Annotated in this window: 20 protein-coding genes and 1 tRNA gene; 14 read left to right on the plus strand and 7 right to left on the minus strand. The window is 61.1% G+C overall.

The window, feature by feature from the left end; all coding sequences use genetic code 11:
* Nucleotides 1-296 precede the first annotated feature (296 nt).
* Both BV106_RS00590 and BV106_RS00595 read right to left on the minus strand, forming a co-directional pair.
* Nucleotides 297-722, minus strand: a complete 426-nt coding sequence (locus BV106_RS00590; protein WP_038158877.1) for a hypothetical protein — start codon at nt 720-722, stop codon at nt 297-299.
* 162 nt (nt 723-884) lie between these two features.
* Entirely contained in the window at nt 885-1,562 is a 678-nt protein-coding gene (locus BV106_RS00595) for a hypothetical protein (RefSeq protein WP_038158880.1), read from the minus strand.
* A 176-nt stretch (nt 1,563-1,738) separates the two neighbouring features.
* On the opposite strand from BV106_RS00595, the gene BV106_RS00600 reads away from it, so the two are divergent.
* From BV106_RS00600 to BV106_RS34840, 4 genes are all read left to right on the plus strand, one after another.
* Nucleotides 1,739-2,173: a thiol-disulfide oxidoreductase DCC family protein gene (locus tag BV106_RS00600; protein ID WP_038158883.1), complete on the plus strand. Its 435-nt coding sequence runs from the start codon at nt 1,739-1,741 to the stop codon at nt 2,171-2,173.
* Nucleotides 2,174-2,257: 84 nt separating this feature from the next.
* Nucleotides 2,258-2,794 carry a hypothetical protein gene (locus BV106_RS34835; RefSeq protein ID WP_265595183.1) on the plus strand — a complete coding sequence of 179 codons (537 nt, stop codon included), beginning with the start codon at nt 2,258-2,260 and terminating at the stop codon, nt 2,792-2,794.
* The gene (locus BV106_RS00605; protein WP_051944619.1) at nt 2,794-5,319 is read left to right on the plus strand and encodes a PVC-type heme-binding CxxCH protein; all 2,526 of its coding nucleotides are present in this window, start codon (nt 2,794-2,796) and stop codon (nt 5,317-5,319) included. Before BV106_RS34835 ends, BV106_RS00605 begins: the two co-directional genes overlap by 1 nt.
* Before the next feature lie 245 nt (nt 5,320-5,564).
* A complete protein-coding gene (locus tag BV106_RS34840) occupies nt 5,565-7,091 on the plus strand; it encodes an ankyrin repeat domain-containing protein (RefSeq protein ID WP_265595184.1) in 1,527 nt (508 codons plus the stop codon).
* Between the two features lie 193 nt (nt 7,092-7,284).
* Here BV106_RS34840 and BV106_RS00615 read toward each other — a convergent pair whose 3' ends face one another.
* The 4 genes from BV106_RS00615 to BV106_RS37920 all read right to left on the minus strand — a co-directional run bounded on the left by BV106_RS00615 (nt 7,285) and on the right by BV106_RS37920 (nt 10,154).
* The gene (locus BV106_RS00615; protein WP_038158885.1) at nt 7,285-7,680 is read right to left on the minus strand and encodes a hypothetical protein; all 396 of its coding nucleotides are present in this window, start codon (nt 7,678-7,680) and stop codon (nt 7,285-7,287) included.
* A gap of 29 nt (nt 7,681-7,709) precedes the next feature.
* Nucleotides 7,710-8,132, minus strand: a complete 423-nt coding sequence (locus tag BV106_RS00620; RefSeq protein WP_038158887.1) for a hypothetical protein — start codon at nt 8,130-8,132, stop codon at nt 7,710-7,712.
* A gap of 1,211 nt (nt 8,133-9,343) precedes the next feature.
* The gene (locus tag BV106_RS00635) at nt 9,344-9,757 is read right to left on the minus strand and encodes a hypothetical protein (RefSeq protein WP_038158894.1); all 414 of its coding nucleotides are present in this window, start codon (nt 9,755-9,757) and stop codon (nt 9,344-9,346) included.
* 241 nt (nt 9,758-9,998) lie between these two features.
* Entirely contained in the window at nt 9,999-10,154 is a 156-nt protein-coding gene (locus BV106_RS37920; protein ID WP_265595185.1) for a hypothetical protein, read from the minus strand.
* Nucleotides 10,155-10,166: 12 nt separating this feature from the next.
* On the opposite strand from BV106_RS37920, the gene BV106_RS00640 reads away from it, so the two are divergent.
* Nucleotides 10,167-10,811 (plus strand): hypothetical protein, encoded by a 645-nt coding sequence (locus BV106_RS00640; RefSeq protein WP_038158897.1) that lies wholly within the window; start codon nt 10,167-10,169, stop codon nt 10,809-10,811.
* The gene (locus tag BV106_RS00645; protein WP_038158899.1) at nt 10,786-11,355 is read left to right on the plus strand and encodes a transposase; all 570 of its coding nucleotides are present in this window, start codon (nt 10,786-10,788) and stop codon (nt 11,353-11,355) included. Before BV106_RS00640 ends, BV106_RS00645 begins: the two co-directional genes overlap by 26 nt.
* A gap of 783 nt (nt 11,356-12,138) precedes the next feature.
* On the opposite strand, the gene BV106_RS00650 is transcribed toward BV106_RS00645, so the two are convergent.
* Nucleotides 12,139-12,224, minus strand: a tRNA-Tyr gene (locus BV106_RS00650).
* Between the two features lie 364 nt (nt 12,225-12,588).
* Between BV106_RS00650 and gltB the strand changes: the two genes are divergently transcribed.
* From gltB to BV106_RS00690, 8 genes are all read left to right on the plus strand, one after another.
* Entirely contained in the window at nt 12,589-17,166 is a 4,578-nt protein-coding gene (gene gltB, locus BV106_RS00655; RefSeq protein ID WP_038158901.1) for a glutamate synthase large subunit, read from the plus strand.
* A gap of 180 nt (nt 17,167-17,346) precedes the next feature.
* Nucleotides 17,347-19,500 carry a glycogen debranching protein GlgX gene (gene glgX / locus BV106_RS00660; protein WP_265595186.1) on the plus strand — a complete coding sequence of 718 codons (2,154 nt, stop codon included), beginning with the start codon at nt 17,347-17,349 and terminating at the stop codon, nt 19,498-19,500.
* A gap of 44 nt (nt 19,501-19,544) precedes the next feature.
* Nucleotides 19,545-20,954: a pyruvate kinase gene (gene pyk, locus BV106_RS00665; protein ID WP_038158904.1), complete on the plus strand. Its 1,410-nt coding sequence runs from the start codon at nt 19,545-19,547 to the stop codon at nt 20,952-20,954.
* Between the two features lie 641 nt (nt 20,955-21,595).
* On the plus strand, nt 21,596-22,825 hold the full coding sequence (locus BV106_RS00670; protein WP_038158906.1) for an alpha/beta fold hydrolase: 1,230 nt from the start codon (nt 21,596-21,598) through the stop codon (nt 22,823-22,825).
* A 159-nt stretch (nt 22,826-22,984) separates the two neighbouring features.
* The gene (locus BV106_RS00675; protein ID WP_081891405.1) at nt 22,985-23,695 is read left to right on the plus strand and encodes a hypothetical protein; all 711 of its coding nucleotides are present in this window, start codon (nt 22,985-22,987) and stop codon (nt 23,693-23,695) included.
* Between the two features lie 17 nt (nt 23,696-23,712).
* Entirely contained in the window at nt 23,713-24,108 is a 396-nt protein-coding gene (locus tag BV106_RS00680; protein ID WP_265595187.1) for a hypothetical protein, read from the plus strand.
* Nucleotides 24,109-24,199: 91 nt separating this feature from the next.
* Nucleotides 24,200-24,616, plus strand: coding sequence for an NAD(+)--rifampin ADP-ribosyltransferase (gene arr, locus BV106_RS00685; protein ID WP_038158909.1), 417 nt, complete (start codon nt 24,200-24,202; stop codon nt 24,614-24,616).
* A gap of 263 nt (nt 24,617-24,879) precedes the next feature.
* Entirely contained in the window at nt 24,880-25,437 is a 558-nt protein-coding gene (locus BV106_RS00690) for a hypothetical protein (protein WP_265595188.1), read from the plus strand.
* Nucleotides 25,438-25,515 lie beyond the last annotated feature (78 nt).

The raw sequence follows: 25,515 nt of genomic DNA on the forward strand, positions 1-25,515 counted from the left end.
GTTTAGTTTTAGATATTGAGGGCTGTAGGCCCGACGTCATTCAGGGATGCTCGTCGTGGGCGGGCTTGATGAGGCCGGGCCTTCAGCCCTCAAGAGTTTTTTGGTCATCTATTCCTTGGGCGTTGCCCAAGGCTGCTATCACGCCGAGCCTTCGGCCCTCCTGAAGTGGCATTCCTACCACCGGTATGGCGGATGCACCGTCGCGACTTCGACCTCACCAAGGCAAAACAACGAGACTCTCCTTTTCCCTGATGGCATCAGATGTTGCCGCCCATCCGGCATCGTCCGTCGCACGATCACAAAGCCTTTCCGGGAAGCTTATCTGCAGGGCGCTCAGCGGCGCGGGAATCAATGACCGCCACTTTCTTGTTGGAAAAGACCAAAAAAATGATGCGGCAATAGTGCTCTCCACCGTTCGTGTTCAGGCTATCAGAGCTGCGTTGGTACGTGACCATGGTGCAGGGGCCGTCACCGAAATGCTTCACGAGGTCTTCTCTAAGCTCCTTCCGGTTGTCGCTGGGAAACGTTTCGGTGACCTTCTTCCCGCGTTTGAGTATGGGCATGACCTCAAACACACCAGGGTTCCACTTCCCTGAAACAAACGCCGTTTGGGCAGCAGCCAGGGCTTGCTCATCGGAAAGCTCATCACTCGGCTGCTGGCCGCTACAAATGCCGGCACAGAACAGCAAGGCGAACAACAGCAAGGCCGGGACGTTTTTCATAAGGGCATCAATCAATCATCGAAAAAATCGAGCATTGGTCAATCCCTGAGTCACCCACCCACCCGTCAAAGGTCAGATTGCCTTCATTCAAACGACCAAGACAGGGAGAGACGTCACCCTCTCCCCATCTTGTCAATCTGATCCAAATCTTGTTAATCCGGTCTAGTTACCAAGATTCAAATACTCGCTCAGCGTGTAGTTCATCGCCCGGCGCACGGGCGGGAAGTTCCCGGCCAGACGCAGGAGCACATCGTGCAGGGCGAACTCCTGCGACAGCACATGCCGACTTGCGGCGTCCAGATGGCTCACCACGACTTGCTCGTAGTAATTCACATCTGGAGCACCACGGCGCTCGGCGCGCCGGTGCAGGAACGAGGGGAACAGGCACGTGAGCACGAGGAACTGGTTGGCGCACTGGATGTGGATGAAGAACTTCTCGCGGCTGCGGGCATTCTCCAGCGCCTGCACATAGTCAATGCTGTAGAGCCCTTCAGCCTCGGCTTTCTCCGCACACCCTCGCGATCCCGAGAGGCCGAAGTCCGAGCAGACCACCGCCATGTAGTCGGCCACCTCGATGTCATCCACCCCGATGCGCTTCAACGTGTGTCGCACCGTCACCAGGAAGAAGAGCTCCGGGGAGACCATGGCCGCCTGTCGTCCCATCAACAGCGCCTCAAAGAGCCGGGGTTGATCAACAACGAAACGTACCGCGTCCGGATCGTCAGCCAGGGAGGCGAGACTGTTGCGGCTGCCTTCAGTGAGGGCCAGACAACGTCCGATGAACTCCCAGTCCGCCGGGGTGAAACGATACCAACAACCAGTTCGAGGAAACCTCATCATATGGATGGAATTGGTTAGACACGAAGTTCTCAAGCATGGGGTATGCCAGATCTCTTCGGCATGTTGGACGAGGGAACCCTTCCAGTTGTTCAAGCGTTGACGCAGAATCGTTTACAGCCCCTCCCTCCTGCAGATTGATTTGCAGAATCGAGAAAAGAGGGTGATCTTGGGTTCCCGTGAGCGACTCCCCCCCTCCCGTTCCTGCCGGGCAATCTGCCAGCCCGGTGGTCCTTTTTGACGGCGTTTGCAATCTCTGCGCCTGGGCGGTGCAGTTCATCATCAGCCGCGATCCCGCCGGGAAGTTCCGCTTTGCCTCGCTCCAGTCCGACACGGGACGCCGCCTCATGGAGGAGCACGGCCTGAACCCTGGGCAGCTCGACAGCTTTGTGCTGGTGGAAGACGGACGGGCCTACACGGAGAGCACCGCGGCGCTAAAAGTGAGCCGCCATCTCTCGGGCCTCTGGCCAATCTGTCATATTTGTATTATTCTGCCGCACTTTGTGCGCGATCCCCTGTACCGGTTCATCGCCCGCAATCGTTACCGCTGGTTCGGCAAAAAGGACTCCTGCCTCATGCCCACCCCGGAACTGCGGGCGAGATTTCTGACCTGACGGTGCCAAAGTGCCCGGCCCTGATCAAATTCTCACATTCCGCATTCTGATACAAGAATGCTCGGCGTCCGGCGTATCCCTGCCATGCCGAGACTAGTTCCGTTTCTCCTTTGCACCCCCATTTTGAGCGCCGCGCTCCTGGCGCAAGCCCCCGCCGCCGATGCTGACGGCCAGCCCCCCGCAGGCAATGACGAAGTGCGGAAGATCATGGAGACCTTCACCGGCAGAGGGACGCTCAAGGACGGCACACCACCGACACCGCCCAAGGAGGCCCTGAGCAAGTTCCAGCTCCGCAAGGGGCTCACGATCGATCTGATGGCTTCCGAGCCGGGTGTGGAGCAGCCTCTCTGCATGACCTGGGACTCCCGTGGCCGGCTCTGGGTCACGCTTTACCGCCAGTACCAGTTCCCCGCCGGGCTGAAGATTGTGAAGTATGACCAGCACCTCCGGGCTGTCTTTGACCGAGTGCCGGAACCGCCGCCCAAGGGTCCCAAGGGGGCCGACAAGGTGGTGGTGCTGGAGGATACCAACGGCGACGGGGAGCTGGACTCCCAGAAGACCGTGATCGAGGGCCTGAACATCGCCACCTCCGCCCTGGGGGGGATGGCGGCATCTGGGTGATGAATCCACCCTACCTGCTCTTCTACCCCGATGCGAACCGGGACGACGTGCCCGATGGCGATCCCGAGGTGCATCTGAGCGGCTTCGGCCTGGAGGACACACACGCCGTGGCCAACAGCCTGCGCTTTGGCCCGGATGGCTGGCTCTACGGCGCCAACGGCAGCACCACCACGGGGAACGTCAGCAGCAAGGTGAGCAAGAACGTGAAGTGGGAGGGCCAGTGCCTGTGGCGCTACCACCCCGGCACGCATGTCTTTGAAATCTACGGCGAAGGCTCGGGCAACCCGTTCAGCTTGGAGATCGATGCGAAGGGGCGCTACTTCGCCAGCACCAACGGCAGCCAGCGCGGCATGCACTATGACCAGGGCATGTACGGGGAGAAGAACTTCGGCAAACACGGGCCGCTCACGAACTCGTACGCCTTTGGCTGGTTCCCCCACATGGAAACCAAGGGCGACGGCAAGCGCTTCTCCCAAGCGATCTGCGTGTACGACGGCGACCTCATGGCCGACACGCTGGGCGGGCGCTACATCGCGGCCAACTCGCTCCAGAACATGATCTATGTCAGCCAGTTGGTTCCTACCACCTCCACCTTCCGTGCCGAGGATGAACCGCCGCTGCTCACCAGCTCGGACCGCTGGTTCCGCCCGGTGGACTGCAAGGTGGGCCCCGATGGTGGCATCTACCTGGCCGACTGGTATGACACCCGCCTGAGCCACGTGCGCCCGGTGGATGACTGGCACAAGACGAGCGGACGCATCTACCGCATCCGCCCTGAGGACAAGAAGCCAGTGCTGAAACCCTTCGATCTGCATACGGCTCCCCCAGCAGAGCTGCTGGCGAAGCTCGACCACCCGAACCGCTGGTTCCGGCAGCAGGCCGCGCTGGAGCTGGGCTGGAGGAAGGAGAGCAGCGTGCTGGCGGCGGTGAAGGCCAAAGCCCTCGATCCCAAAAATGCGCACGCCTTTGATGCGCTCTCCGCCCTGCTGATGTTGGGCGGGCTGGAGGAGGAAACGGCGCTGGATTTGCTGCGCCATCCGGATCCCTATGTGCGCCGGTGGACCGTGCACAGCCTCGGTGATCGCGGCAATCTCAGCACCCAGACGGTGGCAGCGATGAAACAACTCGCTGCAACCGATCCGCACCCTGAGGTGCGAACCCAGCTCCTCAGCAGTGCCACACGGTTGCCGACGGAAGCCTGCCTGGCCATCACGCATGCCAGCCTGCTGCGGGCCGATGCCGCAGAAGATGCGCGCCTGCCGCTCATGATCTGGTGGGCGGTGGAGAGCAAGGCGGTGTCAGATCGCGAGGCGGTGCTGGCACTGCTCAAGGACGAGCAACTCTGGACTCAGCCCGTCGCCCAGAAGCAGGTGATTACCCACCTCGCCCAACGCTGGGCGATGGCCGGCGGCCCGGAGAACTACGATGCTTGCGCCAAACTGCTGGCCCTGGCCAAGAGTGAGAGGAATCGCTCGCTCGTGGTCGAGGGCATTGCCGCCGCGTTTGAAGGCGGCAAGATGCCGGAACTCCCCCCCGCTATTCAGGAGCCCATGCAGGCCTTCCTCAAGAGCCGTCTAGACACCGATCTGGGTCTGGCGGTGAAGGCCGGGAATGCCGAGGCTGCCACCAAGGCACTGAAGATTGTGCAGGACAAGACCGCCCCCACGGAGAAGCGCGCCGCGCTGATCCAGGCGCTGGCCGATACCGGCAACGCCGCCGTGGTGCCCGCGATGCTGAGCATTCTGAGTGACGCGAGCAGCACCGGCCTAAAGAAGGCTGTACTGCCGCTGGCAGCGAAGTTCGACGAGCGGCGACTGCCCCAGGCGGTGATCAAGGGATATGAGTCCCGCTATGCCGGTGACAAGACCTTGCGCGATGCCGCTCATCGCATGCTCATCAGCCGCCGTGAATGGGCCAGCCTCTTCCTCAAGGAAGTGGATGAATGGCGCATCAAGAGCGCTGATGTGGCTCCCGATGTGGTGAGCCAGCTCGCCGCGTATTCAGCACCGGAGTTCGACGCCCCTATCAAGAAACACTGGCCACCGAAGAGCGCCGCCCTGACTGACAGCCAGAAGCAGGCGGACCTGCAGCGTATCAAGGCCGCGCTGGCAGGTGGCACCGGAGATGTCGAGAAAGGCAAGGTGCACTACGCCCAACGCTGCGCCGTCTGCCATACGCTCTTCAATGAAGGCGGCAAGATCGGCCCCGATCTCACAGGCTATGAGCGCGGCAATGTCGAGTTCTGGCTCACCGGTGTGCTCGCCCCCAGCATTGAGATTCGCGAAGGATTCGGCGCCTACATCGCCAAGCTCAAGAACGGCCAGGTGATGATGGGCATCATGGAGAAGCAGGACGCCGGCGGGGTCACCCTCAAGGACATGGCCGGTCAGCGCCACACCGCCAGGACCGAGGAACTGGAGAGCCTCGAAGCCTCCCCAATGTCGATGATGCCAGAAGGCCTGTTCGGGGGCATGAGCGACGCCGATCTGCGGGACTTCTTTGCCTATCTGATGAAGGAAAGCTGAGGGACGGTAGTTCGGTGATTCAGTAAATCGGTAAACCAGTGGATTGCCTGAGCCGACTGGATGTTAAACTCCTCCTTTACAGGTGGAACGGAGAGGGTTGGAGTACCGCCTTTAGGCGGCTCAGGAAACAACCCTCCCAGGATATCCCGTGCCCCCCGGCGAACTGACTTGCTCCTCACAGTTGCCTTTCGGAGAAAATCCGCCACCATCGCGCCATGCGTTGGTGGCTCCCTCTCCCATCCACTTTGGCCCTCCTGCTTCCCTGCCTGGTCACGCTCAACTCCGTCTCCCAGTCGCTGGCGCAGGCCCCGGGGGTCGCCCCAGATCCCAAGTTCGCCGTTGAGCGGACGCCATCCCCTGCCGAGATCTCGGCTTTCTTTGACGCCATCGAAGAAGGCGATGCCACGGCGGTCACCCGCCAACTGGACGCCGGCATGTCCCCAGACATCACTGATGCCAAGGGGGTGAACGCGCTCTACTTCGCCTGTGACAAGGAGCGGCCCAAGATTGCACAGCTACTGATCGCCCGTGGCGCGAACGTGAATCTCACACCCAGGCACGGCAGCACCGCGTTGCAGGTCTCGATTTACCGGGGATTTGACTCCTATGAGCTGAAGCCCGCAGAAGGATACCCGGAACTCATCAAGACCTTGCTGGCCAAGGGGGCGGACGTGAATGCGGCGGATGGGGAGGGCAACACACCGCTGATCGCTGCGGCAGAGAAGGACGATGTGGCCACCCTGAACCTCCTCCTGGAGCGCGGCGCGGACCTGAGCCACACCAACGAGAACGGCTGGACGGCGCTTGATCGCGCCGTGAGTTATCGCCGTCGCACCATTGCCCGCAAGCTGGTGGCCGCCGGAGCCCCACTGGATGAGGCACAGCAGCAACATCTGGCCAACTATCAGTTTGCCCGCCGGGCAGGCGGCTGGTTTCCGGTGATCTTGGTAGGCAGCTTTGTCCTGGCTTCCTTCATGCACCAGCGATTCAAGGCCCTGCCGAAGCCCGCTGAGACGCCAGGCGGTGGCGACAGCCTGCCCAACCTGCAGCCGCTCAAGTGCAACGCTTGCGGCGGCAGCGCGTCTCTGAGGCCAGGCAAGGCCACCTGCTCCCATTGTCACGAGCCCGTCCCCGTGCCGGAGGACTATATGGAGACGCTGAAGCTCCGCGAGCGTACCTTCAAGCTGCTGAAGAAAGCCGGGCTCCTGTGGAAGCGGGTGAGGCTGCTGTCCGTGGCACCCATCCGCTGGACCCTCTGGATCGCCGCCGGCTGGTTCGTCTGGCGCATGTCGAAAGGGTTGTTTCCTCACTTCGTCCGGGATGCGCTTTATGATCTCATGACTTTCGCGGGCACCATGGCCTGGGCCCTGGGGGTGCTGGCCATGTCCGCCATCGCCATTGCCCTGGCGGGCTATGCCCTCTATCTGGCCTGTGTCCGCGCCACACTGCCGGATCTGCCTGTGCAGAGGGCAGCTAATGGCCAAGAAGAGGATGTGCCCTGTCCGAACTGCGGCGGCTCAGTGAACCTGCAACCTGCGGACCTTGTCGGCGTCTGTGGCTACTGCGGCAGCGAGACCTATCGCACCGCCCTGGCCCGCGAAGCGCGGTCCGCAGCGACCGAGGAGAAACACGCCGCCGCCACCTCCCTGCACCAGGCGATGGCACGGATCTATGAGATGCGGGAGACTGCTGCGCTGGCAGTGCCGATGGCGATCCTGGCAATCGGGTTCGGGCTGGTGCTGGTGTTATATGTGGTGCTGTTGTTTGTGTGATACAGGTTCGTAGTGCTTGGTGCTTCGTGCTTGGTTCAGAGGCTTCGGAAGTTGGTTTGTAGCTCAAACTTTAGTTTGCCTCAGAAGACAATGGTCAAGTCCGACATCAACGCGCTATGACACCATGCCCTGACCGCGCAAGCGAGGAACTCCACCCTCGCTGGCGGCATAGAAGGGAGTAAGTGTAATCTCCCTACAAGGGCAAAAGATTGATCTGCTGAAATTTGTCCGACAGCGGACAGAAGAAGTCCCCGGTGTGATCGACCTCGATACTGTTAAGCTGCCAGTTCGAAAACTTGACCATGATCGCCCCAATCTCCTGCCCGCCATCAAAGCCGATCATGATGGCGCGTCCCGTCTCCCCCTCCGGAAATTGCACCTCATCCCAATAGTTGATCAGCCAGAGCGCTTCATCGTAGCTCGTCGCAACTCTTGCGTCCACGAGGGCATCGGAGACAACACGAAGGATTTTGGGCCAGCGTTCCAGCGCTTCCTGGATCAGTGGAAGCGTGTGAAGAGATTCGCGAGGGAGGCCGTACGGCGAGAAATAGCGGACGGAGTTGACGAGTGCAGAGCGGTCGTTGTTCATCGCGCATGATTTGTTGTGAAGTCTATTGCTCACGGCTGCGATGGTGGCTCCAGACGAGAGTGTTCTCGATCTGACGCCAGCACCATGCTCCTGGCAACAACGAAACCCGCCACACCGTAGCTGGAGGCAATGTGCCAGACTTTCAACCCATGCCTCTGCACAAGGTCAGGCAAACTGTCCTCTGCGCCCTCAGTTCTGGGCCAGCCATATTCTTTGAGCCGCTTGAAGAGATCGCCAAAACTATTCACTTCCTGGTCGATGCCCGAATCCTCGATATCAAAGATGATGTCGTGCCCCAGAACTGACTCGACGTGATGCGTCCACACGTCGTAGAACCACACGTCCGTAAACTCAGCCGGAGTATTGTGCGGATAGCACGTCCGAAGCACCAGAGTGGAAGTTCGCGCATCAAACTCATACCCGTAGAGATAGTTGTCATGGACAGAAGGCATGGTCAATTTGGCTCGATCGGACGCTTTTTTTGCTCTGCGAATACTCGGGGGCTTTTTGTCGGAAGATAGGGCCCCTTCAGGGGAAACAGCTCCAATGGCCTTGCAAGATCGGCTGTAGTAGCAGGTGCACGACGAACAAGGATGGGAGCCCTGGGCCTGTCTGACACGAGATCTTGCGGGAGGCGGCGGAGAAGCAAGAAGAATGACAGCAAGATCCCAGCGGCAGCCAAGGGCCCAAGGCCGTACGTCTCCACGTAGTTTTTGATCGTCCACGCCAGCCCAGAGGATGAGCGCCCCATGGCATCATCCACGATGTTGTAGCACCAATCCCCAACAACAAGGTCCCAGCAAGCAATCCGAAAATCGTGAGCCCATCTCGATGGCCAAACCACAAACTGGTTACCATGCTGTAGAGGAACAATCCCCCCAGCGCCGCCAAGGCGATAAATGGGATGCCCAACGGGAAACTCGCAATCCCCAGAAGCAGAGACATGAGTGACAGACCACCCACCACCACACAGAGCGGCAAGATGACCACCATGCTGATGACGAACTTTCCTAGGTGAATCTTCGCGTCTTGGCTTTCGTTCTTCACGGCGGATCAATCCCTGTTTCTGCATACGGTAGTGTGAAGCAGATCTGAGGGCAAGGAACTTGCCAGATCAAGACCGCCTTCCTGTCCGCATGAGAATCAGTGAGCTTTCATCGGCCTGTCTCCCCCTCAACCCCAAAATAGCCCCTTCGAAGCGGCGCAAAGAAAGCCCGTTCTCCTAGCTCGACCCCCAGGTGTAAAAGTAAACGACGGAGAGGAACATCGCTCTCCGTGAATTCGATCTCTTCCAGAACTTGCCCATCACGAAATGCAAAACCAGCGTGGTCACATACCCCTCCAAAGCACTCCACATACAAATACACGAAAGTAGTTGATGGGAATCGGGGACTCCAGTCAACCAAGACAAGATCCCGTGCTGCCTGGTTGTCAGCACGCTCGGTGCCGAATTTAACGCCGAAGCCCCGAAACGGCTGCTCCACCTTCCGCCCCACCCCAGGCACTTGAGAGAGCAAATCATTCATGACCCCCTCGTCTCCATTCGAAAAGACTCCTGAAAAGTTGAATGCCATGTGCTGAGGTCGCGAGTTACTTTGTATGCCCTCTGCCAGGTGCAGCCAGCCACTTGGCTAGACAAGCATAAATCTTCATCCCCGCCAAGTCACAGGCAGAAATAGAGATACATGGATTGTTTTAGGTCAAGCGCCCTTTGAGCAACTGCGGCAATCATCTTGATGACATCTTCGGCTTCGTCGGCACTGCACTGCATCTCCTCGGTCGCAGCCCACGCCTTGGACGCCTCCGACATTCTGGCGGCATCCAGTGTAGCAATCTTTCGCACAAGATCTTCAGGCACAATGTTGAGCCATTCTTCATCATGAGCAAAGACTTCCGTAAACTCGTCGATCAAAGCAACGTCCCATTCTCTCCCATCGATGATGGCCCAGAGCATCGATAGCTTCAAGGGCTCCATCGCGCTCATCTCTGCAACATCCTCCTGTGGCAGGTCATGATTCAGTTCGATTCGCACTGCGGTCGTCTCGTCAGCAGTGAAGAATATTGAAGGCAGGCTCATAGAGGGAATATTTTTGGGGCAAGTTTACATGGTGGTTGAGATCTTGTAGCAAAAACTGAACTCCAACCTGCTCCGTTCAAGTACCGGGGTCGAAGATGAGAAGCTCCCGAACTGAACGATGTGGGCACTTGCTTCCTGAGCCGACTGAAGTCCAATGCCATCAGGGAAAAAGCATCGGAGCTGATGGGACTCCTTGCGGCTGAGTTGTTTAGGTTGTCTTAATAAAGATGACTTCGCTGACTCACGCCTTTTTTTTAGCTTTTTCCCTCCCCAACTCCTCGATGACCTCCGCCGTCGCTTCGGGCGGGGCTCCCAGGGCAAAGAGCGCGTTGCCTTTGCCGTCTTTGTCGGCAGTCTGGTCAGCCACGCCCTCAGTGCCACGGGCTCCCTTGGCCATCACCTTCGCACCATGAGCAAGACCAAAATCTCTGATGCCTCCGCCCAAGAGCGCCGGGCCGGACTTTCCTGGGACTGGTTTTGCGAACTCTTCAAACACATCCTGGTTCCGCTGGCCCGCCCCGACACGCACACCGAGAGCTTCTATCAGGGCCTGCGGCTGCTGGGCATCGACGGCACCCAGTGGAGCCTGCGTAACACTAAAGAGCTTGATTCCCAGGGCTTTGCACGTTCCACCAGTGGCAACGGGGCCAAAGGAGCCTTCTGCAAATGGATGGCGACAGTCCTCTTGGAACTGGGTACCCACCACCCTTTGTACGCGGCCTGCTCGCAGCCTCAAGTCTCCCCCTCAGAAGGAGAGCCGACCCTGGCGCACCGGACGCTGGGGGGCCTGCCCCAAGATGAAGACACCCTGCTGCTGGCCGACCGGCTCTATGGCTGCCCCACCTTCATCACGGCGGTGCAAAAGGCGGCTTCAGGCCGCTGCCATCTGCTGTTGCGGGTGAAGAGCAACTACAAGGGCAAAGTCCTCGAGCACCTGCCTGATGGCAGTGCCATCATCGAAGTCAACTCCCGTGACCAGCGGGGCAAAGGAGGCATCAAACTAGCGACTGAGGGAGATCCGGGGCAAGGTGAAGCGGATCCCCAAGGCCGGTGAGCAGGAGGCAGCCAATGAGACTGCAGGCACGGAACTGCGGCTGTGGACCACGTTGCTGGATGCCAGCAAATACACAGCGCTGGAGTTGTATGCGCAGCGTTGGGAGCAGGAGCTGTTCTTCCACGAACTCAAGCGGCACACCGGACGGGAGAACCTGCTGCGCTCGGGCACGGTCCAGGGGGTGCAGGCGGAGTTTGGAGCCATGCTCATCGCCGCGAGTGTGCTGGCGCGCCAGCGGCTGGCGGCAGGCGATGCGGTGGGAGTGAGCCCGCTGCGCATCAGTCTGACGAAGATCAGCCGAGGGCTGGAGGCGTTGCTGCCGGTGCTGGAGGTGTCCGGAGATTTGATCACTGATCAGCAGCGCCAGCAGATGATCGAAAGGTTTATGGAGCACACCGTGCGGGAAGCGGTCATCCCCAAGCGCAGGTCTCGCGGCTGCCAGAGGGGGCTGCGCAAGCCCGTGTGCGCCTGGCCGCGCATCCGGACGCGCGAGTACACCGAGGGAGAGAGCGTGATGGAGATCATTGTCACCCCTTTTCCCTGATGGCATTGGCTTTTGTGCGGTCAGGACACAAACACCCAGCGCTCCCAACACCGCAAGCGACCTCAGCGTTGGAGCACCGGCATCAGGCGGCCGAAGCTCCTCACCTCGCCCCGGCTGCAACCTCACTCAACGCACGACTGAGCGGGGCTGGGAACCCCCGCCTCCTTTACCAGCCCGCGGACCTCCGGGGCAAACCACGCCCTCACCTCCGATGCTCATCCTCATCCCCGTCTCCCCTTCCCGATGCCGGAGGCATCCCAGCCATTAGCCGGATGGTTGAAGGAGCGTAGCGACTGATACCTCCGGTTACCTCAAACAATCTCCCCGACCCCGGAGGGGTCGCAGCATCCGCCACCACACTCCAGACGCCCAACGCTCCCTACACCTCAAGCGATCTCAGTGTTGGATCACCGACATCAGTCGGCCGTAGCTCCTCACCTCGCCCCGGCTGCAACCTCACTCAACGCACGACTGAGCGGGGCTGGGAACCCCCGCCTCCTTTACCAGCCCGCGGACCTCCGGGGCAAACCACGCCCTCACCTCCGATGCTCATCCTCATCCCCCCTTCCCGATGCCGGAGGCATCCCAGCCATTAGCCGGATGGTTGAAGGAGCGTAGCGACTGATACCTCCGGTTACCTCAAACAATCTCCCCGACCCCGGAGGGGTCGCAGCATCGGCCCCTTGCCTCATGGCGAACCCTTCGGGTTCATGACATAACGACAACGCGCAACAAAAGAACCAAGAACCATTGTTCCGCAATTCCATTCCTCTCCTGAGGAAATGGTGGGCAGGGATGGGTTCGAACCATCGTAGGCGTAAGCCAGTGGATTTACAGTCCACCCCGTTTGACCGCTCCGGCACCTACCCGTCGTTCCGCGTGAGACACGCTAGAAGCGAGCCCTTAAATTGCTCGTGACGGCAAAACATGCAAGCGGATTTTGAATGGTTTCCGCAACTTTTTTAAGGCCCCACCATTTGTCCCACGCTTCTTAAAGAGCTCGTGCTCATCCAGATGCCAAAATCGTCAGAACTCACTGGATGACCGGGCCAAACACCGGCGCATCTTGCCCCCGCCCGGGGGCGTTTCTCTGGGGGAACAGGGTGTCGGTTTTATGCAGTGAGCCGCCCTCGGCACACTCCCTGCTTGCTAACTTGCCTGTTCTTGACTAGTTTGGCTCCCCCCTTTTCCCGAGCGGGCAAAGGGGCGAACCTCGCATCCCCTTGTGGCCACATGACCAAGCATCCTTATTACGACGAACCAATTCCGAATGAAGGCACGCTCCATAACATGGATATGGAACGCGACGCCTGCGGTGTGGGCTTTGTAGCGCAGGTGGATGGTAAACGTAGCCGCAAGATTCTCGACTACGCCTTGGGCGGTTGTTGCGCCGTCGTACACCGCGGGGCCATGGAGGCCGATATGAAGACGGGTGACGGCGCCGGCGTCCTCACCCAGATCCCGCACAAGCTCCTCCTCCCCGAAGTGGAAAAATTCGGCGTAAAGCTGGATCATGAACTCGACCTCGGCGTCGGCATGTTCTTCCTTCCCCAGGACGAGACCGCCCGCCTTCGCATCCAGCTCGTGGCGGAGAGCGTCCTCGACAAGCGCGACGTCACCGTCATCGGCTGGCGCAAGGTGCCGGTCAATGAGCGCGAGCTCGGCGAAAAAGCCCGCCGCACCATGCCTTTCATCACCCAGCTTCTGGTGAGACGGCCGGAAGATCTGGATGACGCCGCCTTCGAGCGTGCGCTCTTCCTCTCCCGCCGTGAGATCGAGCTGAAAGGCAAACAGCAGGGTCTGGCGGAATTCTACGTCCCGTCCATGTCCCACCGGACGGTCATCTACAAGGCCCTGGTCGTCGCGACCGCCTTGGAGAAGTTCTACTACGACCTGCAGGACGAGAACTACGAGACGGCCCTGGCGGTGTTCCACCAGCGCTTCTCCACCAACACGTTCCCGACCTGGGCGCTGTCCCACCCCTTCCGCATGCTGGCCCACAACGGTGAAATCAACACCGTGCGTGGCAACCGCAACTGGATGGGCTCCCGGGCCAGCGACTTCGAACACCCCTGGTGGGAAGGCGATGAGCACCTGCTCAAAGGCCTGTGCGATCCCAAGCAGAGCGACTCCGCGTCCCTCGACGCCGCTCTGGAACTGCTCGTCCTCTCCGGTCGCAGCGTGACGGAGTCCATGTCCATGCTGGTGCCCCCGGCCTACGGCATCGACCCGACCACCACGGAGGAGGAGAAGTCCTACTACGAGTACCACTCCTGCTTCAGCGAACCTTGGGACGGCCCGGCTGGCCTTATCTTCACCGATGGCCGCGTCATCGCCGCCACCCTGGACCGCAACGGTCTGCGCCCCTCCCGCTACAAACTCACCGAAGACGGCGTGTTTGCCCTCGGTTCCGAAGTGGGCATCGTGCCGCTCGATGACGCCAAGGTCATCAAAAAAGGCCGTCTCTCCCCCGGTGAGATGATCAGCGTGGACATCTCCAAAGGCGTCGTGTCCTACGACGAAGAGATCAAACAGCAGCTTGTGTCCCGCCAGCCCTACGGCGAGTGGCTCAAGGAACAGCGCGTGGAACTCACCGCGCAGGCTCCCCACGCTCCCAAGGAAGATCTCGACATCCTCAGCCTTTCCCAGAAGCAGGTCACCTTCGGCTGGAACAAGGAAGAGGTCGAAATGGCCTTCGCCCCCATGCTCGCCAAGGGTGAGGAAGCCATCTACTCCATGGGTGACGACGCCGCGTTGTCCATCCTCTCCAAGCAGCCCAAGCTGCTCTTCACCTACTTCAAGCAGCTCTTCGCGCAGGTCACCAACCCGCCGATCGACCCCATCCGCGAACGCGGTGTGATGTCGCTCGACGTTGTGCTCGGCTGGCAGCGCAACTGGCTCGCCGAGACCCCAGAGCACGCCCACGTGGTGCACCTGACCTCGCCGTTCCTGTTTGAAAACGAGCTTGAGACCCTGAAGGGCCTCAAGGACTTCCCCTGCCGCGTGCTCGACATCACCTTCCCGGTGAGCGAAGGCCCCGAGGGGCTGAAGAAGGCTGTGGACCGCCTTTGCGCGGAGGCCGAGCAGGCCGTCAATGACGACATCCGCATCCTCATCCTGAGCGACCGCGCCGTGGACCACACCCGTGTGCCCGTGCCCTCGCTCATGGCCACCGGTGCGGTGCACCACCACCTGAACCGCAAGCAGGTGCGCATGCGCCTCAGTCTCGTGGTGGATTCCGGCGAAGCTCGCGACACCCACCAGATGGCCCTGCTGTTTGGCTTCGGTGCCTCCGCCGTCTGCCCCTACCTGGCCTTTGAGACCGTCCAGGAAGTGCTGGAGAAGGACAAGACCGCCCGCAAGCCCATCCTCGAAGGCTTCGACTTCGCCAAGGCCCTCACCTACTACCGCAAGGGGTTGGAGAAGGGCGTGCTGAAGATCATGTCCAAGATGGGCATCAGCGTGCTCAGCAGCTACACCGGCGCCCAGATCTTCGAGGCCGTCGGCCTTGGCAAGGAGCTGATGGACAAGTGCTTCACCGGCTCACCGTCCCAGATCTCTGGTATCGGCTTCAACGAAGTGGCTGAGGAAAGCCTCGCCCGCCACGCCGCTGGCTATGGCCCGGCTGTTCCTGAAGCAGGCGCGATCGAACTTGCCGACCCTGGCTTCTACCGCCCGCGTCGTGAAGGGGAAGTGCATGCCGTCACCGGCCCGGTCATCAAGAACTTCCACACCTTCGTGAAGTCCGGCAAGTCGGAGGACTATGAGTCCTACGTGAAGACCCAGCTGGAGAACACCCCGGTGGCTCTCAAGGACCTCATGGAATTCGTGCCGTCCTCCGATGGCCCGATCCCGCTGGAAGAAGTGGAGCCCATCGAAGACATCCGCGTCCGGTTCACCACCGCCGCCATGTCCCTGGGTGCCATTTCCCCTGAGGCTCACGAAGCCTTGGCCATCGCCATGAACAGCATCGGCGGCAAGTCTGACTCCGGTGAAGGCGGCGAAGACCCGCGCCGGTTCAAGCCGTACGAAAACGGCGACTGGGCCATGAGTAAGATCAAGCAGGTGGCTTCCGGCCGTTTCGGCGTGACCGCGGAGTACCTGGCCAACGCCTGGGAACTGGAAATCAAGATGGCGCAGGGTGCCAAGCCTGGTGAAGGCGGCCAGCTCCCGGCCATGAAGGTGAACCGGCTCATCGCCCGCCTGCGCAACACGCAGCCCGGCGTGACCCTCATCAGCCCGCCCCCGCACCACGACATCTACTCCATCGAAGACCTTGCCCAGCTCATTCACGACCTCAAGGAAGTGAACCCACGCGCCCGCGTGTGTGTGAAACTGGTGGCTGAGTCCGGTGTGGGCACGGTGGCCGCTGGAGTGGCCAAGGCCAACGCGGACATCATTCTCATCTCCGGCCACGACGGCGGCACGGGCGCCTCCCCGCTGAGCAGCATCAAGCACGCCGGTCTCCCCTGGGAGCTCGGCCTCGCTGAAGCCCAGCAGGTGCTCATGCTCAACGGCCTGCGTGACCGGGTGACGCTGCGTACCGACGGCGGTCTCCGCAACGGTCGCGACATCGCCATGGCGGCCATCCTCGGTGCTGAAGAGTTCAACTTCGGTACCATCGCCCTCATCGCCCTGGGTTGCGTGTACGTGCGCCAGTGCCACCTGAACAACTGCCCGGTCGGCGTGGCCACCACGGATCCGAAGTTCCGCCAGAAGTTCAAAGGCAAGCCTGAGCACGTGGTGAACTTCTTCAACTCGGTTGCTCACGAGACCCGCCAGATCATGGCCCAGCTCGGCATCGCGAAGATGAACGACCTCATCGGTCGTCCGGAATTCCTGCGCCAGCGCCATGTGCCGGATCACAAGAAGGCCAACCTGCTGGATCTCTCCCGCATCCTTCGCGATGTGGGCAAGGAGGCGGATGAAGATCTGCCACGTATCTGCCGCGTGAACAGCAACGAGCGCATCAACAACCACCCGCTGGACGACAAAATCCTCCAGGCGGCCCAGGTGGCGATCAGCGACAAGCGCAAGATCAAGCCGCTCTCCTACAAGGTCGTTAACACGAACCGCAACATCGGCACCGGTCTCTCCGGTGAAATCGCCTTCCACCATGGCAACCACGGCCTGCCCGACGGCACGATCGAGGTGAACCTGGAAGGCAGCGCTGGCCAGAGCTTCGGCACCTTCCTGTGCGGCGGCGTGAAGCTGAACCTCACCGGGGAAGCGAACGACTACGTCGGCAAGGGCCTTTGCGGTGGCGAGATCGTCATCCGCACCCCCAACAAGACTCACCCGAGCTTCAAGTCCTGGGAAAACTCCATCCTCGGCAACACCGTCATGTACGGAGCCACCAGTGGCAGCCTCTATGCCGCCGGCCGCGCCGGGGAACGCTTCTGCGTCCGTAACTCCGGCGGCACCGCCGTGGTGGAAGGCATCGGCGACCACGGTTGCGAGTACATGACCAACGGTCTCGTGGCCGTGCTGGGCAGCTTCGGCAAGAACTTCGGTGCAGGCATGAGCGGTGGCGTGGCCTACCTGCTCGATGAAGCCGGCATGTTCGACAAGCTGCACAATCCGGAGATGATCCGCGGCGTGCAGGTGTCCGAGCCCGAAGATGTGAAGCAGCTTCAGCAGCTCATCTACAGCCACCTCGAGAAGACGGACAGCCTCCGCGCCAAGGACATCCTTGACCGCTGGGATCACTTCCGCCCGCTCTTCGTCAAGGTGACGCCCAAGGTCGAGCCCGTGGCCCTGCCACCGGAAGAAGAAGGCGAAGCCGCCCAGACCGCTCCTGCCAAGGCCTAGACCGCCCGGCGCTTCGACATCAGCATCAGCTCTCCTAGGAGCGGACTCCCTACCGGGGTCCGCTCTTTTTTGTGGGTGCCGGGTAAAGAAGGGCCTTCAGATTGAAATCCAACCTTTTCGTCAGTGGCCAGGTTCCTGCTATCATGCGAAATACTGGCACTCACAGAGGATGAACTGGGTATGAGAGGACTGTTTTCCAAGCTATCAACACTGTGTCTGGGAGATGACGCCCTGCTCGCCGCGCGTCAGATGGCCGTCTCCCGGCAGACACCCGCCCACCTGGGCGCCACCCTCGCTGACGGGGGCGTCCACTTCAGTATCTACTCCCGGGCTGCGGATGGGGTGGACCTGTGTCTGTTCGACCCGGCTGAACCCTCGGAGGAGACGGGCCGGGTGCGCATGACAAAGGATGACGACGATGTCTGGCACGCCTTTGTGCCCGGGCTCACCGCCGGGGCCGTGTATGGCTTCCGCGCTCGTGGCCCCTGGTCACCGACGCAGGGCAAGTGGTTCAATCCCCACAAGCTCCTCCTGGACCCCTATGCCAAGGCCCTCCTCGGCGAGCCGATCTGGCAGGAGGCCTACCAGAATGTGGGAGAGAAGACGACACGCGATTTTCAGGACAGCGGGCCGACCGCGCTCAAGTCTGTGGTGATCTCAGACGAGTTCGACTGGGAGGGAGATGCCCTGCCCGCCGTCCCGTGGCAGGAGACCGTGATCTACGAGCTGCATGTGAAAGGCATGACCATGCAGCATCCAGATGTGCCGCCGGACAAGCGTGGCACCTACGCCGGGCTGGCCGATCCTGCCGTGATCGAGTACCTGAAGTCCATCGGCGTGACCTCGGTGCAGCTGCTGCCCGTCCACCAGCATCTGGATGACGGCTTCCTGCTCGCCAAGGGCCTCACCAACTACTGGGGCTACAACACCATCGGCTTCTTCGCCCCGCACAGTGAATACGCCGCCACGCGCGATCCGCAGGCCCAGGTGGCGGAGTTCAAGACGATGGTTCGAGAACTGCACAAGGCAGGGATCGAGGTCATCCTCGATGTGGTGTACAACCACACCGCCGAGGGGGATGAGAACGGGCCCATGATCTTCCTGCGCGGCCTGGACAACGCCGGCTACTACCTCCTGAACAACGACCATAAGGTGGTGAACTACACCGGCTGCGGGAACACATTGAACGCCGCCAGCCCGCCCGCCCTGCGCCTCGTCATGGACAGCCTGCGCTACTGGGTTCAGGAAATGCACATCGACGGCTTCCGCTTCGACCTCGGCGCCACCATGGGACGCCGCGGTGAGCTCTTCGACATCGGCTGCTCCTTCTTCCAGGGGCTGGCCCAGGACCCCGTGCTGCGCCGCGTGAAGATGATCGCGGAGCCCTGGGATCTCGGGCCCAACGGGTACCAGGTGGGTGGTTTCCCGAAACCCTGGCATGAGCTCAACGGCCGCTTCCGCGACAACGTCCGCTGCTTCTGGAAAGGCGACGAGGGCCGCATGGCAGACTTTGCCAAGCGCCTCTGCGGCAGCCAGGACATCTATGGCCCCGGCGGCCGCCCGCCCTCGGCCAGTGTGAACTTTCTCACCTCGCACGATGGCTTCACGCTGCGGGACCTCTGGAGCTACAACAACAAACACAACGAGGACAACGGCGAGGAGAACCGGGACGGCGACAGCCATAACAACGGCTGGAACTGCGGCATCGAGGGCGACACCCGCGATGCGATCGCGCTGAGTCTGCGGCGGCGGCTTTCGCGCTCCTGCCTGGCCACGCTCTTCCTGTCCCAGGGCGTTCCCTTCCTCACCATGGGGGACGAGCGCTGGCGCACCCAGCGGGGCAACAACAACGGCTACTGCCAGGACAACCCCATCAGCTGGATGGACTGGACGACGAACCGGGAGTCCACCCGCATGCTGGAGTTTGTGAAGCAGCTCGCCCGCTTCCGCCAGCTCCACCCCGTGGTGCGCCGGGCCAAATTCTTTGACGGGCGCGTCAATCCCTACACCGGCCGGCCAGACATCGCCTGGCTCTGCCGCGAGGGCCTGACCATGAGCCGGGAGGTCTGGCACGCCGCCGAGACCCGCTTCATCGCCGCCGTGCTGGATGACTCGCAAGGCAACAAGCGTGACAAAGCCGCCCCCATCTTGCTCTTGTTCAACAGCTCGCCCGAGGACATTGACTTCCCCATGCCTGACGGTACTTGGACTCTGGTCTTCGACACCTCCCGGGAGCCCTGCTTCCCCAGAGAGTCAGACCCGGTCAAGACATATGAAGAATCCTTTGCCTCAGCCAGCCGGTCGGTGGCATGTCTTGTGCTGAAATTGACCTAATGGCACCGCCCGCTCGCGGGAGTGCCAGCACCAGAAAGATTTGCATGCGAAAAACGAAGATCCTCGTCACCCTAGGTCCGGCCACGGAAAGCGTTGAAAAGATCGAGGCCCTGATCCGCACGGGGGCCAACATCTTCCGGCTCAACATGAGCCATGCCTCCCATGAGTGGACGCGCAACGTGTACAACAGCATCCGGGACGCCGCCAAGCAGCTGAACTCGGACGTGGCCGTGCTCATGGACCTCACCGGCCCCTCCATCCGCACCGGCGATGTGGAGGCCCCCTGGCAGCTCAAGAAGGGCGACACGGTGGAATTCCGTACCGATGAGACGCTCGCGCCCATCGGCACCTACTCCACCACCGTCAACTACCCCGGCCTCACCCATGATCTCAAGCCGGGCGACGCCATCGCCATCGACGGCGGCATGATCCAGATGCGCACCGTGTCCGCGATTGGCAAGCGCATCCAGGCCGAGGTGCTCACGGGCGGGGAGATGAAGTCCCGCCGCCACATCAACCTGCCCGGTGTGGACGTAAACCTCCCGCCTCTGACCAAGAAGGACTACCTGGACTTGGATCTGGGCGTCGAGCTGGGTGTGGACTACTTCGCCCTCAGCTTCGCCCGCGAACCCGCGCACATCCAGCACCTGGAACTGCTGCTGGAGCAGAAGAACTCCCACGCCCGGGTCATCGCCAAGATCGAGAACCAGCAGGCCCTCAACAATCTGGACGCCCTCGTGGTCGCCTCCAAGGGCATCATGGTGGCCCGCGGCGACCTCGGCAGCGAGTGCCCCGTGGAGGACCTCCCCATCATCCAGCGTGACATCATCGAGCGCTGCTCCTATCACGGGCGCAAGGTCATCGTCGCCACCCAGATGCTGGAGAGCATGATCGAAAACCCCGTGCCGACCCGTGCAGAGGTGACCGACATCTTCAACGCCGTGACCGAGCAGGTGGACTGCGTCATGCTCAGCGGCGAAACCAGCGTGGGCAAGTACCCCGACCGCTGCGTGGACGTGCTCCATCGCGTCATCAGCCGCACAGAAAAGCGCTACCCCTCCGGCCGCTTCGCCTCCGATGCTCCCATCAAGACCAACAAACATCGCGCGGTGAAATCCGCCATCGGTCTGGCCAACAGCATCCCCAACTCCAAGCTCCTGGTCTTCACCAAGGGCGGCACCACCGCCCACCTCTGCGCCCATCAGCGCCCCGAGTTCGCGCCCATCTTTGCTTTTACCCCGAACCTCTACATCAGCCGCACGCTCATGTCCGCCCGCGGCGTGTTCCCGTTCGTGATGGAGTTCAACAGCAAGAACCCCAGCGCCACCATCGAGGCCGCCATCAAGTCCCTCCGCGAACGCAGCCTCGTCCTCGCCGGCGATCCCATCGTCATCCTCAGCGACGTGCTGCATGATGATCTGATCGTGGATTCGATCCTGCTGAGGCAGGCGTAGCGTAAAATACGGGATTGGCCAACCACAGAGGCGCAGAGAACACAGAGGGATGAGGGGATTGAGTTGAAGGGGGGCGAGAGTCCTCCAGTTCTCAGCGCCTCCTCTCATTCCTTCCATGTCCGCAAACGGGGTTGGAGTTCCGCGGCTACGCAAAGGGGGACGGCTCACGCCACCACTGTAGAAGAACCGTCTCGGTTCTTGTTCCCCAACCACCCAGCGCCCCCAAGAGCCGGGACGGCTCTTCTACATTGCTGGCGCTCCCACCCCGGCCCCCGTGAAACTCGAAGCCCACCACCCCCCTCCCCAAATCACCGCTTCCTCGAACCCGGAGGGTTCACCATGCATAGCCATGGGTCGGCCGAGCGTAGCGAGGACTACCCATGGATATCTGCAGTGACGCATTCTACCGCGGAGCGGTAGGCCCATAGCGGCCATCGTCCACACATCCTGCGCCCTCGTCCAGCACGCCCCCCACTGGAGAAGAACCGTCTCGGTTCTTGCTCCTCAACCGCCCAGCACCCCCAAGAGCCGGGACGGCTCTTCTACCTTGCCAGCACACCCACCCCAGCCCCCCCTCGGGTCTTGCGTCTTGTGTCTTTCTCCCCCTTGCGCACCACCCCGTTCTGGTTTGGGTTACACCCATGCGCACCCGGCTCCTCCTTCCTCTGCTGCTCGGCATCGTCACCCTCGCCACCTCTCCCCCGCGAGCCAACGCCGCCGAATCCCCCTGGGACCTCGCCCAACTCTCGAAGGCCCCCGCTCACGAGTGGCTCGTCAAAGACGGCCCCATGCGCGCCCTGACCTACACGGGACTCCCCTTCCAGGGCAAACCTTCCCAGGTCTTCGCCTACTACGCCTCTCCCGCCACCCTTTCCCCCGCCACCGAAGCCACCAAAAAATATCCCGGCGTCGTCCTCATCCACGGCGGCGGTGGCACCGCCTTCAAGGCCTGGGCTGAACTCTGGGCCAAGCGTGGCTACGCCGCCATCGCCATGGACCTCAGCGGCATGCGCCCGGAGGAGGCCGATCCCAACAAACGCACCCGCATTCCCGATGGCGGCCCCGACCAGGGCCATCCCGCCAAGTTCGACACCATCCGCACCGAGGACATCACCGATGACTGGCCGCTCCATGCAGTGGCCAACAGCATCCTCGCTCACTCCCTCCTCCTGAGCTTCCCCGAGGTGGACAAGGACCGCACCGCCGTCACCGGCATCAGCTGGGGCGGCTACACCACCTGCATCGTCGCCTCCGTGGACTCCCGTTTCAAAGCGGCCGTCCCGGTCTATGGATGTGGTTTCCTAGAACAAAACAGCTGCTGGCTCGGTGAGTTCACCAAACTCGGTCCGGATCTCACCAAGAAATGGGTCGAGCGCTACGACCCCTCCAGCCACCTCTCCCGCTGCACCGTGCCCATCTTCTTCATGAACGGCACCAACGACTTCGCCTACCCGCTCGACAGCTACATGAAGAGCTATGATGCCGTGTCCAAGACCGCCAAGAACATCCGCGTCCAGATCAAGATGCCCCATGGCCACGGTGTGGGCTGGGAGCCCAAGGAAATCGGTCTCTGGGTGGACCAGCAGCTCGGTCTGGGGGACGGCAAGGCACTCGCCACCTGCACCGCGCCCGTCCTCGCCGATGGCAAGGTGACGGCAAAAATCACCCACTCGCTCCCGGTGAAAGCCGCGGCCTTCAACTACGCCCTGCCTGGCGAAGCCGTGAACAAACGCGAATGGAAATCCGTCCCAGCCACCATCGAAAACGACGTCGTGACCGCTCCCGCTGCCGAGGCCGAATCGGACATGTGGTTCTTCACCGTCACTGACGAGCGCGACGCCATGGTGTCTTCTCCGGTGGCGTTTAAGTAGGCCCCGGCAGCCAAACCTGCGCGCGGCGGGCACTTTTGTCTCGCCCCGCGCCTGGCTGAGCCTTACAATTTGCGCCGACACCCTTTCACGGTGCGGCTTGGTCTAGGTATCAAGCCCTGAGACAACATCAGTTCAGCTCAGCTCAGCCAAAATCCCCCCATGAAAATCGCAACTCCGTATCTTCTCACGGTCGCTTGCTTGATCTGCCTCTGCGGCCACGCCCAGCAAGAGCCAAACCAAAAAAAGGAAGCATCGCGCGTGCTTCCCGGCTGGGGCACCGCCCTGGACCCGGACAACGACTGCAAGTTCTTCCTCGCCAAGGACTCCCTGCTCATCAGCGTCCCCGGAGCACGCCCTCACGATCTGGCCGCAGACATCGGCGTCATCAATGCACCTCGGGTTCTCCAAGAGGTACACGGCGACTTCACCCTGCAGGTCAAGGTAGAGGGACGCTTCACTCCCGGTGACGAATCCACCAAAGCAGGACGCACTGGCTACAATGGTGCCGCCCTTATCGCCATGGCCGACCCAAACAATGTTGTCACCCTGGCGCGCGCCGTTTTGCAACACTCCGGCGAGGAAGCACAGCCCTATGCCAATTTCGAAATTCGGGTGGACGGCGAACTTCAACGCATCGGCCTGACCGGCGACCAGCGTCTCCCCAAAGACGGACCCGTGTTCCTCCGCCTCGAACGCCGCGGCAACAAGCTCCTCGGAGCCTCAAGCACCGACGGTGTGAATTGGAATGTCCTCGAACCCAAAGAGATCCCCTCTAACTGGCCCACGAAACTGCAGGCAGGCGTCGCCGCCATCAGCACCTCCAAAGAAGAGTTCAACCCCCGGTTCTCCAAGCTCCAGACGTTGAAGTGAAGCCCTGATTGGACGCCATGGACCACAGCGCGAACCTCCGGTGTCGGCACTGTGGTGTGACGCTCGCGAGCAACCTCAAGCCCGTGGAAGCAGGGTTCAAGTGGGTGTTCGACATGCAAATCGATGTCGTGCCCTCTGGTCGATTTGCCATCGGTAATGGCAGCTACTCAGGACTCACAAAGGATCACATCATCGTCCATCTTGACGATCTCAAGTCCCTCACTCGACCTCCTGACGACGTAGGCCGAGGCTATGGATGTTGCGGTTACTGGGATGGTCACGGTCCCAACTTGGTCTGTGTCTGCGGCGCTGAAATCGGCTTCGAACTCTCAGATTGTGCAGCCCCTCGAATGGCTCATTTCGCGACCACTGACGTGATGCTAAGTCGCAGCGACCTGCGAGATGCGGGCTGAATCATCCCGTTGCTGGAGCCATGCTCCGCTTTTCATGATGGTCTGATTTGCCCGAAACTCTCTGTTCTGCACCCCAAGAAAAACAGCCCCCATGCCCCTCACCGAAAGCTCGAACTCCCCGACCTACTACCACGGCACACGCGCCGACTTGCGCCCCGGCGACCTCATTGCTCCCGGCTTCAATTCCAACTACGGCAGCAGGAGAAAGGCGAACTTCGTCTATCTCAGCGCCACCCTAGACGCCGCCACCTGGGGAGCCGAACTGGCCGTGGGCGAAGGGCCCGGCAGGATCTACATCGTGGAACCGACCGGAGCATTTGAAGATGACCCGAACCTGACCGACAAAAAATTCCCCGGCAATCCGACCAAATCCTATCGCACTCGGGAACCTCTGCGAGTCACCGGCGAGATCATCGACTGGCAAGGACATCCACCCGAAGTTCTACAGAAGATGAAGGACCATCTTGAGAAGCTCAAGCTGGCCGGGGTAGAGGCGATTGAGGAGTAGCCGACATTCTCTGCACCGAACCCAAGCGAGGCCAACTCCGTGTTTGCGCAACGGTAACCCCACGCCAACGGCGTGATACAAAACAGCCCGGGGTCAGACCGCGAAGCGGTCGCCACCCCGGGTATCGATGGTCTGGAGATGGAACTCCAACGGAGTTCTACAGACCGTCCAGATCACAGGCAGACGACTATCCTACATGCGGCGGAAACGTGAGTTCCACAATACGAGCCAAGCCAACTTGCAGATCCCAATCCGTCTTTACCATGCGACTCTTTCCCACACGACGAAGAACTTGGTTGGTGCTGGCAGCAAGCATCTTCCTGCTCGCCTTCGTGGCCGGGTACTTTATTGATACGTTCGCCTACTCATCCGTCTGCACTCGATGCGGCGCGATACAGACCAACTCCGAGTGGAAGATTCCCTCCCTCCGCAAGACGCTAGAGCTCCATTCATCAGAATCCCAGACCCCGGTAAGCACAGCACTGTCCCGAATGGGAGCCATCTCGGACCATGAACATCAATGGCTCTTTTGCTCAGGAGGTGGCGAAGACATCCTCTGCGCCATCGGCGCGGGCCGTCATATCGCAGTCCGATCTGAAGAAGTGGCGTCACTCCTGGAATCGATCCACCAATTCGGTGACAAGCAATTCCGTGACCGCATCATCAGTTTGCTCTTCGATCCAAAGACGTCAGAATTGGTTCGCAGCCTCAGTCTCAGCATTCCCGCAGGTGGTTTTGCCAACATGAATGAGTATCGTGTGTGGCTGGAGGAGCATACGGTCGATTTCGATGAGAGGGTGCTGGAGTACCAGCGCCGTTGAACTCCTCTCCCGGAGGTGTCAGTCGCTTCGCTCCTTCAACCACCGGCCGATGGCTGGGATGCCGCCAGCCCCCAAAAG

Source organism: Verrucomicrobium sp. BvORR106 (assembly GCF_000739655.1).
Lineage (GTDB): Bacteria > Verrucomicrobiota > Verrucomicrobiia > Verrucomicrobiales > Verrucomicrobiaceae > Verrucomicrobium.